Source organism: Thiohalobacter sp. IOR34 (assembly GCF_030406045.1).
Classification (GTDB): Bacteria; Pseudomonadota; Gammaproteobacteria; order Thiohalobacterales; family Thiohalobacteraceae.
This window is the reverse complement of the sequence record NZ_CP128988.1, coordinates 2437533-2450387: the sequence shown is the minus strand read 5'-3', so window position 1 is coordinate 2450387 and position 12855 is coordinate 2437533. Positions and strand designations below refer to the sequence as shown.

Annotated in this window: 14 protein-coding genes and 1 tRNA gene; 9 read left to right on the top strand and 6 right to left on the bottom strand. The window is 65.7% G+C overall.

Translation table 11 applies throughout. The features are described from left to right. Nucleotides 1-52: 52 nt before the first annotated feature. From QVG61_RS11375 to QVG61_RS11360, 4 genes are all read left to right on the top strand, one after another. Complete coding sequence (locus QVG61_RS11375) at nt 53-460, top strand: type IV pilin protein (protein WP_289930753.1); 408 nt, start codon at nt 53-55, stop codon at nt 458-460. A gap of 537 nt (nt 461-997) precedes the next feature. After that, nucleotides 998-2089 carry a glycine oxidase ThiO gene (gene thiO, locus QVG61_RS11370; protein ID WP_289930752.1) on the top strand — a complete coding sequence of 364 codons (1092 nt, stop codon included), beginning with the start codon at nt 998-1000 and terminating at the stop codon, nt 2087-2089. A 46-nt stretch (nt 2090-2135) separates the two neighbouring features. Beyond that, on the top strand, nt 2136-2564 hold the full coding sequence (locus QVG61_RS11365; RefSeq protein ID WP_289930751.1) for a Fur family transcriptional regulator: 429 nt from the start codon (nt 2136-2138) through the stop codon (nt 2562-2564). A gap of 80 nt (nt 2565-2644) precedes the next feature. Further along, nucleotides 2645-2720: transfer RNA gene (locus QVG61_RS11360), tRNA-Thr, on the top strand. Nucleotides 2721-3151: 431 nt separating this feature from the next. On the opposite strand, the gene QVG61_RS11355 is transcribed toward QVG61_RS11360, so the two are convergent. From QVG61_RS11355 to QVG61_RS11335, 5 genes are all read right to left on the bottom strand, one after another. Continuing rightward, nucleotides 3152-4318, bottom strand: a complete 1167-nt coding sequence (locus QVG61_RS11355; RefSeq protein WP_289930750.1) for a sensor domain-containing diguanylate cyclase — start codon at nt 4316-4318, stop codon at nt 3152-3154. Next, nucleotides 4311-5192, bottom strand: a complete 882-nt coding sequence (locus QVG61_RS11350; protein WP_289930749.1) for an HDOD domain-containing protein — start codon at nt 5190-5192, stop codon at nt 4311-4313. Before QVG61_RS11350 ends, QVG61_RS11355 begins: the two co-directional genes overlap by 8 nt. Before the next feature lie 161 nt (nt 5193-5353). Beyond that, nucleotides 5354-6190 carry a carboxylating nicotinate-nucleotide diphosphorylase gene (nadC, locus tag QVG61_RS11345; RefSeq protein WP_289930748.1) on the bottom strand — a complete coding sequence of 279 codons (837 nt, stop codon included), beginning with the start codon at nt 6188-6190 and terminating at the stop codon, nt 5354-5356. 8 nt (nt 6191-6198) lie between these two features. Next, entirely contained in the window at nt 6199-6549 is a 351-nt protein-coding gene (locus tag QVG61_RS11340) for an FKBP-type peptidyl-prolyl cis-trans isomerase (protein WP_289930747.1), read from the bottom strand. Between the two features lie 16 nt (nt 6550-6565). Continuing rightward, nucleotides 6566-7945, bottom strand: a complete 1380-nt coding sequence (locus tag QVG61_RS11335) for a sodium:alanine symporter family protein (protein ID WP_289930746.1) — start codon at nt 7943-7945, stop codon at nt 6566-6568. Between the two features lie 143 nt (nt 7946-8088). Here QVG61_RS11335 and QVG61_RS13670 point away from each other — a divergent pair, with 143 nt between their 5' ends. Beyond that, complete coding sequence (locus QVG61_RS13670; protein WP_354671164.1) at nt 8089-8829, top strand: DUF1538 domain-containing protein; 741 nt, start codon at nt 8089-8091, stop codon at nt 8827-8829. Continuing rightward, nucleotides 8826-9617 carry a DUF1538 domain-containing protein gene (locus QVG61_RS13665; protein WP_354671163.1) on the top strand — a complete coding sequence of 264 codons (792 nt, stop codon included), beginning with the start codon at nt 8826-8828 and terminating at the stop codon, nt 9615-9617. Before QVG61_RS13670 ends, QVG61_RS13665 begins: the two co-directional genes overlap by 4 nt. A gap of 45 nt (nt 9618-9662) precedes the next feature. Here the strand turns inward: QVG61_RS13665 and QVG61_RS11325 are convergent, their stop codons facing one another. Further along, on the bottom strand, nt 9663-10829 hold the full coding sequence (locus QVG61_RS11325; RefSeq protein ID WP_289930013.1) for an IS4 family transposase: 1167 nt from the start codon (nt 10827-10829) through the stop codon (nt 9663-9665). Between the two features lie 206 nt (nt 10830-11035). Between QVG61_RS11325 and QVG61_RS11320 the strand changes: the two genes are divergently transcribed. From QVG61_RS11320 to phoB, 3 genes are all read left to right on the top strand, one after another. Then, nucleotides 11036-11386, top strand: coding sequence for a P-II family nitrogen regulator (locus tag QVG61_RS11320; RefSeq protein WP_289930745.1), 351 nt, complete (start codon nt 11036-11038; stop codon nt 11384-11386). After that, complete coding sequence (locus QVG61_RS11315; RefSeq protein WP_289930744.1) at nt 11383-11796, top strand: CBS domain-containing protein; 414 nt, start codon at nt 11383-11385, stop codon at nt 11794-11796. The genes QVG61_RS11320 and QVG61_RS11315 overlap by 4 nt, the downstream gene beginning before the upstream one ends. A 109-nt stretch (nt 11797-11905) precedes the next feature. Beyond that, nucleotides 11906-12598, top strand: a complete 693-nt coding sequence (phoB, locus tag QVG61_RS11310; RefSeq protein ID WP_289930743.1) for a phosphate regulon transcriptional regulator PhoB — start codon at nt 11906-11908, stop codon at nt 12596-12598. The last annotated feature ends 257 nt before the right edge of the window (nt 12599-12855 follow it).

Sequence of the window (12855 nt, the reverse complement as noted above, 5' to 3'; positions counted from 1 at the left end):
TATACTAGCCGCGACAGGGATTTGTCCGGGTGGCATGGCCAGGGAGGGGCGCATGCGAGACAGGGCGCGGGGTTTCAGTCTGCTCGAGCTGCTGGTGACGGTGGCGGTGCTCGCCATCCTCGCCGGGCTCGCCATACCCACCTACCAGGAGGCGAGGATGCGCAGCCGGCGGGGCGATGCCATCGCCAGCCTGTTGAGGCTGCAGCTCGCCCAGGAGGCCTGGCGGGCGGGGGACGTCGACTACGCGACCCTGCAGGAACTGGGCTGGCCGGGTTCGCTCTCACTCGACGGCCATTACCACCTGCGGCTGGAACGGCGTTCGGCGGCGGGCTACCTGATAACCGCCACGCCGCGGCCGGGTGGTGCACAGGCAGGCGACCGTTGCGGCCGTTTCGCCCTCAATGAGGAGGGGCCGCATCTGGCGCCGGGCTATGCGGATGCGGGCTGCTGGCAGCACTAGCCCGGATATTGCACCAAGGCGGCGCGCATGATCGGAGTGCAGACTGACATACAAGGCGTGGAGGCTCGCAAATGGTTCCTCACGGCGGGTTACAGTTTGTGCCTATTCGATGTCAGGCCGACTCTGGCTGCGCATCCTGGGTGATCCTCCTCAAGCCATAGCAACGGCTATGACTTTTCGGACGATCACCCAAGCTGCTTTGCCAGCCTCGCCCTGAGCATCGAATCCTTGGTGTAATATCCGGGCTAGCTAGCCCGGATATTGCACCAAGGCGGCGCGCATGATCGGAGTGCAGGCTGGTTATACAAGGCCGGGTGGCTCGCAAATGGGCCCTCGTGGTGGAGTACACTTTGTGCCTATTCGATTTCAGAACGTATCTGGCTGCGCATCTCGGCCGATCCCCCTTGAACCATAGCGACGGCTATGCTTCTGCGGGCGATCGGCCAAGTTGCTTTGCCAGCTCCGCCCTGAGAATCGAATCCTTGCTGCCATATTCGGGCTAGCCCGGATGTTTGCCAACCAATTGTCGGGGTGAAGGTGACGGATTGCATCATAGTCGGTGCCGGGATCATCGGCATGCTCAGCGCCCGCGAGCTGCGGGCCGCGGGGTTGTCCGTGTGCCTGGTCGAGCGCGGTTCCAGCGGCCGTGAATCGAGCTGGGCGGGTGGTGGCATTCTCTCGCCCCTCTATCCCTGGCGTTACCCGGATGTGGTCAATGTCCTGGCCCGCTGGAGCCAGGCTGCCTATCCGCGCCTGGCCGCGGCCCTGCACGAAGAGACCGGTATCGACCCGGAGCTGACCCCCAGCGGCCTGTTGATCCTCGATAGTGGGGAGCACGCTGCCGCCGAGGCCTGGGCCGGGCGTTTCGGCGCGCATCTGGAACGGCTCGCGGCGGCAGAGACCGCGGCCATCGAGCCGGCCCTGGGTGCGGTGCCGGCCGAGGCCCTCTGGATGCCAGAGGTCGCGCAGGTGCGCAACCCCTGCCTGGTTCGCGCCCTGCGCCAGGCGCTGGAGAATGCCGGGGTGGAATTCCGCGAATACTGCACGGTGACCGGTTTCCGCCAGGCGGGAGGGCGGGTGACCGGCGTGGAGACCGACGCCGGCGTGCTGGAGGCGGAACGGGTGGTGATCGCCAGCGGTGCCTGGAGCGGCGAGCTGCTGAGGAAGACCGGTCTACAGCTGCCGGTGCAGCCGGTGCGGGGGCAGATGATCCTGTTCCGCGGGCCGGAAGGGCTGCTGCAGCGCATCGTGCTCTCCGAGGGGCGCTATCTCATCCCGCGCCGCGACGGCCGGATCCTGATGGGCAGCACCCTGGAGTACCGCGGCTTCGAGAAGGTCACCACCGAGGCCGCCCTGCAGACACTGCGCACCGCGGCCCTGCATCTGGTGCCCGCGCTGGCCGAGTTGCCCATCGAGCATCACTGGGCCGGCCTGCGGCCCGGCTCGCCCCGGGGGGTGCCGGCCATCGGCCCCCACCCCGAGCTGGAGAACCTGTACATCAACGCGGGGCATTTCCGTAACGGGGTGGTGCTGGGGCCGGCCTCGGCACGCCTGCTGGCCGACCTGCTTCTCGGCCGCGAGCCGATCGTCGAAGCCGAGGCCTATTACCCTGAAAACATAGGGGGTTAGGGTGTCCGCATGGACTTCGTCATGAGCCGCGACGTATACTGACAAGATGTCGAAACGTCCCCCACGCCAGCCTCTCGACCCTTCCCAGGTGGTCGAGCTGCTGGAGGCACACCATATCCAGCCGACTCAGCAGCGGGTGCAGATCGCCCAGGTGCTGTTCGCGCGCGACCAGCACCTGTCTGCTGACGACGTCATGAGCCAGGTCAACGCCGGCTCGACGCGGGTCTCCAAGGCGACGGTCTACAACACCCTCGGCCTCTTCGCCCGCAAGGGGTTGATCCGTGAGGTGATCGTCGATCCCAGCCGGGTCTTCTACGACCCCAATACCGATGAGCATCATCACTTCTACAACGTCGACACCGGCACCCTGATGGACATCGATGCCGACGAATTCGTCCTCCAGGCTCTGCCCCAGGCGCCCGAAGGCATGGTCGCCGAGGGCATCGACATCATCGTCCGCGTGCGCAACGCCTGAGTGCGTCCCGTACGCTGGCCGACGGCTGGGGCGGCTGTTGTCGCTGCGCCGGCCTTTCTTTTATACTTCCACGCTCTTTTGCCGGAGTAGCTCAGTCGGTAGAGCAGCTCACTCGTAATGAGAAGGTCGGGGGTTCAATTCCTCTCTCCGGCACCACCCATCCCGAGACGCATCGCCAAGGCCCGCTGAGTAGCGGGTCTTGGCGTCTCCCCCAAGATGCGCAGCCAGAGTCGGCCTGACATCGAACAGGCACAAACCGTAACCCGCCCAGGGTGCCTTTCATGGCCTATCGTCCCTGTATTACAGCACGACCCCCATTCATGCGCGCCGCCCTGGTGCAATATCCGGGCTAGCTAGCCTGCTTACTAGGGTCTGTTAACGCCACGCCAATCGCGGCCTGGAGGCCGCTCCTACGAGACATGGCGGCACATGGTAGGAGCGGCCTCCAGGCCGCGATTGGGCGGGATCCACGGCGGGCGATACCCGCAGTCAATCGCACAGGTACAAGGTGTAGCTCTGGTTACGAACTCGCGACCTCTACCAGCCGGCACTGCGATCATGCGCGCCGCCTTGGCGCAATAGGCGGGCTAGCTGAGCCGGCAGATCTCCGGGTAGCTGCGGGTCTGGTCGCGGCCGTGGGCCTTGCCGAAGTAGAGCGCCTGGTCGGCCTGGCGCAGCAGCGTCTCGAGCAGGTCCGGCTGATCCGGTGAGACCGTGGCATCGAGTTCGGACAGGCCGATGGAGGCGGTGACGCGCAATGCCTCGTGGCCGGCGCTGAAGGCGATGCCGCGCAGCGACTGCAGGATGCGGTCGGCCAGCTGGCGGGCGCCCTCCAGGTCGGTATTGGGCAGGGCGAGGATGAATTCCTCGCCGCCGAAGCGGGCGATGATGTCGCCGCCGCGGGTCTGGCCCTTGAGCAGGGCGGCGGCCACCTGCAGCACCTTGTCGCCCATGGCATGGCCATGGACGTCGTTGATCTTCTTGAAGTGGTCGAGGTCGACCATCATGATGGTGAAGGGATGGCGGTGGCGCACCGCGTTGGCCAGGGCCGCCTGGGCCTCGGGAAAGAAGAAACGCCGGTTATGGATGCCGGTCAGCTCATCGATGATCGACAGGTGCTGGTAGCGGCGCCGCAGCTCCTCGGCCTCGCCCAGCGCCGCCTCCAGTTCGCGGGTGCGGCGGCGGATCTCTGCCTCCATGCGGTGGGTGTAGCGCCAGTTGCTGAGGATCTGCCCCAGGAAATTGGCGAAGGCCTGCAGCAACTGTTCGTGCTGGCCTTGAAAGAATCCGGGCTGGCCATGGGATACGTTGAGCACCCCCAGTACCTGGCCATTGTGGGTGATGGGGGAGCAGATCAGGGCACCGGTGCCGGAATCGTCGGCCACGAAACGGGGTGCCTGGCGGGTGTCCCGGCAGTGTTGCAGGTGGCCGGTCTCCGCGGCCATGCCGATGATGCCCTCACCGAGACGGAAGCGGCGGCTGTGCGGCGGCCGTGCAGGCTTGCCCTCCGCCAGTTCCGCCCAGGCCAGGCCGGCGACGCAGTGCAGGCTGTCGTCCTCCAGCAGAAACACCGAGCAGCGATCGAAGCAGTTGTTCTCCATCAGCACCCGCAGGGCATCATGCAGCAAGCATGCCTCGTCCGGGGCCTGTAGATCGAGGTCCGACAGGGCGCGCAGCGCGGAGAGATCCCCCACCAGCTTGATCAGCCGCTGGTTGATCTCCTGAAAGCTGTCGGCGAAGAGGGCGCTATCCATGACAGTCTCCATTGGGGCTGGCCAGGGTGGCGGCCAGGGCGCGGGTGCGTTCGTCGCTGGCGCGCAGCCATTCGATCAGGGCCTGGATCCGGCTCTCGGCAATGCCTGTCGCGGCCGGGCCGGCGGCGCCGAGCGGTGGCGGTTCTACCCCAGGATCAGCATACAACGCCGAGGCGAGGCCCGAACAGTAGGCGACCACCTGAACCATTGCCTGGTTGCGGCTGGCGTGGTGGGGGTCGTGACAGAAACGGATGCAGTCGCCGACACAGGCCGGCAGGTGCCAGCTGCGGGCGATCACCGCGCCGGCCTCCGCCTCGTCCACGGCCAGCAGCTCGGTCTCCAGGTTCAGCAGGTCCTGCTCCGGGTGTTCGTGCAGGCGCTGGAAGACATCGGCCATGCGTCCGGGGAAGGCATGCACCAGGACCAGCTGGCCGAGGTTGTGCAGCAGACCGGCCAGGAACAGGCAGTCGCGCTGTACCTCGTCGAGGGCCAGCTCCGGTGCCAGCCTGCCGGCCAGGGTGGCGGTCACGAAGGCCCGGTACCAGTAGCCTTCGAACTCGAAGCTGGGGCAGGCGCCGACATCGAAGGGCTTGCTCAGCGCGATGCCGATGGCCAGGGCGCGGACCAGGTTCAGGCCCAGCACCCGGACGATGGCCTCGGTCACGCTGCAGACCGGGTGGGGACGGGCGAAGTAGGCGGAGTTGGCGATGCCGATGATGCGGGCAGCCAGGCCCGGGTCCTGCTCGATGAGGCGGCCCAGCCGATCGATGTCGATCTCCTCCTCGCCCAGCACCTGCAGCAGCTCGCAGGCCACCCCGGGCAAGGGTGGCAGGTGCAGGATCTCCTGCAGGCGATGCTGTGCGTCTGTGTCCATGGATAGGCTGCCGGGCGCCGGGATTCCGCTGTCTCGCTGCGCTGGACGCATGTTGCTGCGCTGATTAATCCGCTGATTTCACTGGAGGTCTGATGCCTCCCCCCAGTCTCTGTGTCGACGATATTAACAAATGCTTTAATACGGAAATACGGATGGACGTCTCAGGCGAAGCGCATGGAGAGGTCGATGGCGCGGACGTCCTTGGTCAGGGCGCCGGTGGAGATGAAATCCACGCCGGTCTCGGCGATGGCGCGCAGGTTGTCGAGGGTGACGCCGCCGGAGGCCTCCAGCTTGGCGCGGCCGGCGTTGAGACGCACCGCCTCGCGCAGTCGGGAGAGGTCGAAGTTGTCGAGCAGCAGGATGTCGGCGCCGGCGTCCAGCGCCTCGCGGGCCTCGTCCAGGTCCTCGACTTCCACCTCGACGGGCAGGTCGCTGCCCAGGCGGCGGGCGGCCGCCACGGCGGCGGCGATGGAACCGGCGGCCAGGATGTGGTTTTCCTTGATGAGGATACCGTCATAGAGCCCCAGCCGGTGGTTGTGGCAGCCGCCGGTGCGGACCGCGTACTTCTGGGCATGGCGCAGGCCGGGGAGGGTCTTGCGGGTGTCGAGGATGCGCACCGGCAGGTCGGCGACCCGCTCGGCGTAGCGCCGGGCCAGGGTGGCGGTGCCGCTCAGGGTCTGCAGCAGGTTGAGCGCGCTGCGCTCGCCGGAGAGCAGCGGCCGGGCCGGGCCCTGCAGTCGGCACAGGGTCTGGCCGGGCTGGACGGCGTCGCCGTCGGCGGCCTGCCAGTGGATCTGGATGCGCGGGTCGAGCTCGGCGAACACGGCATCGAACCAGGCGCGGCCGCAGAGTACGGCCGACTCGCGGCACAGCACCCGGGCCTCGGCCAGGGCGTCCTCCGGGATCAGGCCGGCGGTGAGGTCGCCGCCGCCGATGTCCTCCTCCAGGGTACGCCGGACCAGGGCCTGGATCTGCTGCTCGATGGCCTCGAGGCGCATGCCCGGCCCTACTCCGAGATGTCCAGCAGCTCGATCTCGAAGATCAGGGTGGCATTGGGCGGGATGACCCCGCCAGCCCCCTGCTCGCCGTAGGCCAGCTGCGGCGGCACCACCAGCCGGCGGCGGCCGCCGACCTGCATCCCCTTGACCCCCTCGTCCCAGCCAGGGATCACGTAACGGCAGTCGACCGGAAAGCTGAAGGGTTCGCCGCGGTCCAGGCTGGAGTCGAACTTGGTGCCGTCCTCCAGCCAGCCGGTGTAGTGGACGCGCACGGTCTGGCCGCGGCCGGTGACGGCCGGGCCGCTGCCGGTCTGCAGGTCCTCGTAGCGCAGGCCGGAATCGGTGGTCTGTTCAGCCATGGTCGGTTCTCCCGGTTCAGGGTGATGGGTTGGGTGGGTTGCTGCTGAGCGAGCGCCGGGTGATGGTAAAGATCACCGGGCTGAGCAGCAAGAGGGCGATCAGGTTGGGGATGGCCATCAGGCCGTTCATGACATCCGCCAGCAGCCACAGGGGGTTCAGCTCGGCCATGGCGCCGACCGGAATGAGGGCGATCCACAGCGCCCGGTAGGGCAGGATGACGCGCACCCCGAACAGATATTCGGCGCAGCGCTCGCCATAGTAGCTCCAGCCGAGCAGGGTGGTGTAGGCGAACAGCATCAGCCCCAGGGTGACGATGTACTCACCGGCCTGCGGCAGGCCGGCGCTGAAGGCATGGGAGGTAAGGGCCGCGCCCGACAGCGGGGCACCGCCGGGGGTCTCCAGCTCGGTCCAGCCGCCGCTGAGCACGATCACCAGGGCGGTCATGGTGCAGATCACCAGGGTGTCGATGAAGGTGCCGAGCATGGCGATCATCCCCTGGCGCACCGGGTCGCGGGTGCGGGCTGCGGCATGGGCGATGGGCGCGGTGCCCAGTCCGGCTTCGTTGGAGAACACGCCCCGCGCCACGCCGAAGCGGATCGCCATCATCAGCGAGGCACCGGCAAAGCCGCCGGCCGCCGAACTGCCGTTGAAGGCGCCGTCGAGGATCACGCCGAAGGCCTCGGGCACCCGTTCGATCTGGCCGAGGATGATGAGCAGGGCGCCGCCGACATAGGCCGCGGCCATCAGCGGCACCAGTCGCCCGGCGACCTGACCGATACGGGTCACGCCGCCGATCAGCACCAGGAAGGTGAGCAGCGCGAGCAGGCCGCCGGTCAGCCAGCGCGGCAGTTCGAAGTTGCTGCTCACCGCATGGGCCACCGAGTTGGCCTGGATGGTGTTGCCGATGCCGAAGGCGGCGACGGTGCCGAACAGGGCGAACAGGAAGGCCAGCCAGCGCCAGCGCTCGCCGAGCCCGTTGCGGATGTAGTACATCGGGCCGCCCTGCTGGCGGCCGCGGCTGTCGGTCTCGCGGTAGCGCACCGCCAGCACCGCCTCGCCGTACTTGGTGGCCATGCCGATCAGTGCCGTGACCCACATCCAGAACACCGCGCCCGGTCCGCCGAGGGCGATGGCAGTGGCCACGCCGGCGATGTTGCCGGTGCCGACGGTGGCGGCCAGGGCGGTCATCAGGGCGTTGAAGGGGCTGATGTCACCGCTGGCGTCGCCCGCCCGGCGGCCCGCCCAGAGCAGCCGGAAGGCGGTGCCGATGTGGCGCAGCGGCAGCAGCCGCAGCCCGAGCATCAGGTACAGGCCGGTGCCGGCGAGCAGGATCAGCATGGGCGGGCCCCAGACGATCTCGCTCAGGCGGCCGAGCAGGGCGGAATAGCTGTCCATCAAGGGGCCTCGCTGTCATCAGGGGCAGACGGGCCGACAGGATACCCGCTTTGCCCGGGGGCGTCAGGTCCGCCCGGGATTGTATCCGCGCAGCGTGGCACGGTATGGTAGGCGCCAGCGACCGGTTCCCTGGCAAGAGGGTGATGATGAGGAAGCAGCTGCTGGCCTTCGTGCGGGTCATGGGCGACAGCCTGCGGGACCTGGCCCCCATCTTTCTGGTCATTGCCTTCTTTCAGCTGGTGGTGCTGCAGCAGCCGATCCCCGATCTGGGGCGGCTGCTGGGCGGGGCGCTGCTGGTGCTGATCGGCCTGACCCTGTTCATCCGCGGCCTGGATCTGGGGCTGTTTCCGATCGGCGAGAGCATGGCCTATGCCTTCGCCCGCAAGGGGAGTCTCGGTTGGCTGCTGCTGTTCGCCTTTGCCCTGGGGTTCGGCACCACGGTGGCAGAGCCGGCGCTGATCGCGGTGGCCGAGGAGGCGGCGGTGGTGGCCGCCGAGGGCGGCATGATCGAGGACCTGCCGCAGGCCCGCCACGACTATGCGCTCGGCCTGCGGCTGACGGTGGCGGTATCGGTCGGCGTGGCCATCCTGCTCGGCGTGTTGCGCATCGTGCGTGGCTGGCCGTTGCACTATCTGATCATGGGCGGCTATGCGGGGGTGGTGCTGATGACTGCCTTTGCGCCGAAGTCGATCATCGGCATTGCCTATGATTCGGGCGGGGTGACCACCTCGACCATCACCGTGCCCCTGGTCACCGCGCTGGGCGTGGGGCTGGCGATGTCGATCAAGGGACGCAATCCGATGATCGACGGTTTCGGGTTGATCGCCTTCGCCTCGCTGACTCCGATGATCTTTGTCATGGCCTACGGGATGCTGATCGGATGATGGAAGTCCACGGCCTGCTGGGGGTGCTGCTGCAGACGCTGCGTGATGTGCTGCCGATCGCGGTGGTGCTGTTCGGTTTCCAGCTGCTGGTGCTGCGCCGGCCGATTCCCCACCTGCGGCGGGTGCTGCTCGGCTTCGTCTATGTGTTGCTGGGGCTGGCCCTGTTTCTCGAAGGCCTGGAGCAGGCCCTGTTCCCGATCGGCAGGCTGATGGCCGAACAGCTCGCTCACCCGACCTTCCTGTTCGCCGACGGGGCGCGGCTGGCGGAGGGTGTCGCCTGGCAGGACTATGCCTGGACCTATGCCTTCGCCTTCGCCATCGGCTTCTCCACCACCATCGCCGAGCCATCGTTGATCGCCGTGGCGATGAAGGCCAGCGAGGTCTCGGCCGGCTCGATCAGCGTCTGGGGTCTGCGGGTGGCGGTGGCACTGGGGGTGGCGGTGGGCATCTCGCTCGGCACCTTCCGCATCGTCACCGGTCTGCCGCTGCACTACTTCATCATCGCCGGCTACGTGGTGGTGATCGTCCAGACCGCCTACGCGCCGCGGATGATCGTGCCCCTGGCCTACGATTCCGGTGGGGTTACCACCTCCACGGTGACCGTGCCCCTGGTCGCGGCCCTGGGCCTGGGCCTGGCCGGCTCGGTGCCCGGCCGCAGTCCGATGCTGGATGGCTTCGGGTTGATCGCATTCGCCAGCCTGTTCCCGATCATGAGCGTCATGGGCTATGCCCAGGCGAGCAGCTGGTGGGCGCGGCGCAATCACCGTCAGCGGGACGAGGATTATTAAATTAACCCGGCAACCAAATATGCCGGGTCACTAGTGTCCGGAATATTAGTCAAATAGATTCAACTGGTTACTGAAATTTGCATCGCTTATTGCTTGGTCGCATCTTGTAAGTAGTTGATCTATTGATGTTGTTTCGAAAGCGGTCACACTCAGAATCTGTAGTATCGAGTAGAGGCTGGCCTGGATATTGAGACGCTTCTTGATGATGGCGACCAGCACATAGACGGAGACGGCGATCCAGACCTGAGTCTTGACGGCATTCTCCGAGGTACCGAAAAACGACTTGATTCGCAGGTGCTGCTTGATCCATTTGAAGAACAGCTCCACCTGCCAGCGATAGCGATAAAGCTCGGTGATAGTGATCGCCGGAATGCTGAAGTTGTTGGTCAGAAAGACCAACCGCTTGTCGGTCTCGGCATCGTAATATTTGATCCGGCGTAGTCGGTCGGGATAGTACTGGGCGGTATAGAACCCGGTCAGCGCTACGGTTTGGTCGCAACGCAGGCCGGAGTTCTTGTCCACGGGATGAGAGTAGATCCGACGGAATTTCAGGTTGGACTTGGCGCGAATGACGAAAAAAGCCGACGCATGGTGGAGCTGATGGAGACGCTCGAAGTCTGTATAGCCGCGGTCCATGACGTAGAAGGCTCCGGGCTCTGGCAATAGCAGGTCGAACACGTTGACATCGTGGAGTTTTCCATCGGAGATATGGATAAACGAGGGGATATTGCCTCGTAGATCGAGCAGGGTATGCAGCTTGACAGCCGCCCTGGTTCGCCGGAAGCGAGCCCAGGGAAAGACCGACAGGCAAAGGTCGATGGTGGTGGCGTCGAGCGCGTAGACCGTGTTGTCGAGTTCGAGCCCGAGTTCCTCGTCGGCATAAAGCCGTCGTGCGATTTGGATCAGCGACTGGGCAAAGTCTGCGTAGATCCGCCAGTCGCGTTTTTCGTTGGCCTCGGCCAGGGTACTGCGGGCTACGCGAGAGCGAATACCCATGTGGTAGAGCTTGTTGCTTTGGGCATTGAGGCAGGCCTCTATATCGCGCAGGCTCTCCCGGTAGGTGAGTTGTGCGAAGGCCATGCACCGGTACTGATCCTGGCAGCTGAAGCGTTTTACGTGGCGGTTGCCGTTGTAGCGCTGGATGCAGCGCCGAAGGGTGTGCAAAGGCAGATGATCCATCGCCTGTGCGAACACGAGTTTGCCTGTGTACATGACTTGACCGCTCCGACCCGGGATACCGGGCTAAAGCGTGCCCCTGGCCCAATGGCCAGTTCAAGTCGGTGACAGGCGAAAATGGCATATTACTCTCGTATTAACAATGAGTTAGCGACAAAGAAGAACGGTTTTTCCGGACACTAGTGATGCCGGGTTAATAATAAACGGCCGGGTTGCCCCGGCCTCCTTGCGAGGATGCCGATATGCACTTCAAACTGATAATCAGCCTGGTCGAGGATCACAAGACCGATGCGGTACTGGACGCGGCGCGCCAGGCGGGCGCCACCGGAGCCACGGTGATCAGCAATGCCCGCGGCGAGGGCCTGGAGAAGCCGCGCACCTTCCTCGGGCTCAGCCTGGAGACCCAGCGTGACGTGTTGCTGTTTCTGGTCGAGGAACACCTCAGCCGCAGCATCCTGGAAAAGGTCGCCCGGGTCGGCGAGTTCGACCAGAAGCCCGGCACCGGTATCGCCTTCCAGCTCGACGTGGAGGACGCCGTCGGGGTGTCACATCAGATACGCAGTCTGACCGAGGTCGTGGAGGAGAAGCTATGAGCCAGCGGCAATTGATACGGGTACGCGAGGTGATGAAGCCGCAGTTCGATCTGATCGACGGCATGACCACGGTGGCCGATGCGTTGCGCACCATGCAGCATGTCGAGACCAAGGCGCTGATTGTCGACAAGCGGCACGAGAACGACGAGTACGGCATGGTGCTGATCTCCGACATCGCCCGCCACGTGCTGGCCAAGGACCGGGCTCCGGAGCGGGTCAACGTCTACGAGATCATGGCCAAGCCGGTGATCTCGGTCGACCCGGAGATGGACATCCGTTACTGTGCGCGGCTGTTCGAGCGTTTCGAGCTGTCCCGGGCGCCGGTGCTGGAGCAGGGGCGGGTGATCGGCATCGTCAGCTTCACCGACATGGTGCTGCGGGGGCTGTGCCGGAATATCGACCAGGGGTAGTGTCAACGGGTTGCGGGGGCGAGCGCCTGGCATGTCCGGGGTCCGCTGTCATGACGCTGTAATATTGGCGCGATCTAATGGCGGGGTCTATGACAGGACCATGATAGCCATGAGCGAGACAACCATATTGATCGTCGAGGACGAGCCGGCCATCCGCGAGATGGTCGGCTTCGCGCTGGACCGCGCCGGTTTTGCGCATCTCGAGGCGGAGAACGCCAGCGAGGCGCAGGTGGCGGTGGCCGACCGCCAGCCCGATCTGGTGCTGCTCGACTGGATGTTGCCCGACATGAGCGGCATCGAGCTGGCGCGGCGCTTGAAGAAGGACGAGCTGACCGCCGGCGTGCCGATCATCATGCTCACCGCGCGCGGCGAGGAGGAGGACAAGGTCCGTGGTCTGGAGGCGGGCGCCGACGACTATGTGACCAAGCCCTTCTCGCCGCGTGAACTGGTGGCCCGCATCAAGGCGGTGCTGCGCCGCGTGGCCGGGGAGGCCGGCGAGCAGCCGATCGAGTTCGAGGGCCTGGTACTGGACCCGCTCGGCCATCGGGTGAGCGCCCACGGCAAGCCGCTGGAGATGGGGCCCACCGAGTTCCGCCTGCTGCACTTCTTCATGACCCATCCGGAGCGGGTGTTCAGCCGCAGCCGCTTGCTCGACAGTGTCTGGGGGCGTAACGTTTACGTCGAGGAACGGACCGTGGATGTCCATATCCGCAGGTTGCGCAAGGCGCTGCAGGCCGAGGGCCATGACCGTCTGATCCAGACCGTGCGTGGTGCCGGCTACCGTTTCTCGACCCGGGACTAGCCCGGATATTGCACCAAGGATTCGATTCTCAGGGCGGAGCTGGCAAAGCAGGTTGGCCGATCGTCCGCGGAAGCATAGCCGTAGCTATGGTTCAAGGGCGATCGGCCAGGATGCGCAGCCAGATGCGTTCTGAGATCGAATAGGCACAAACTGTATCCCGCAGTGAGGAACCATTTGCGAGCCTCCCGGCCTTGTATGTCAGTCCGCACTCCGATCATGCGGGCCGCCTTGGTGCAATATCCGGGTTAGCAGGCTGC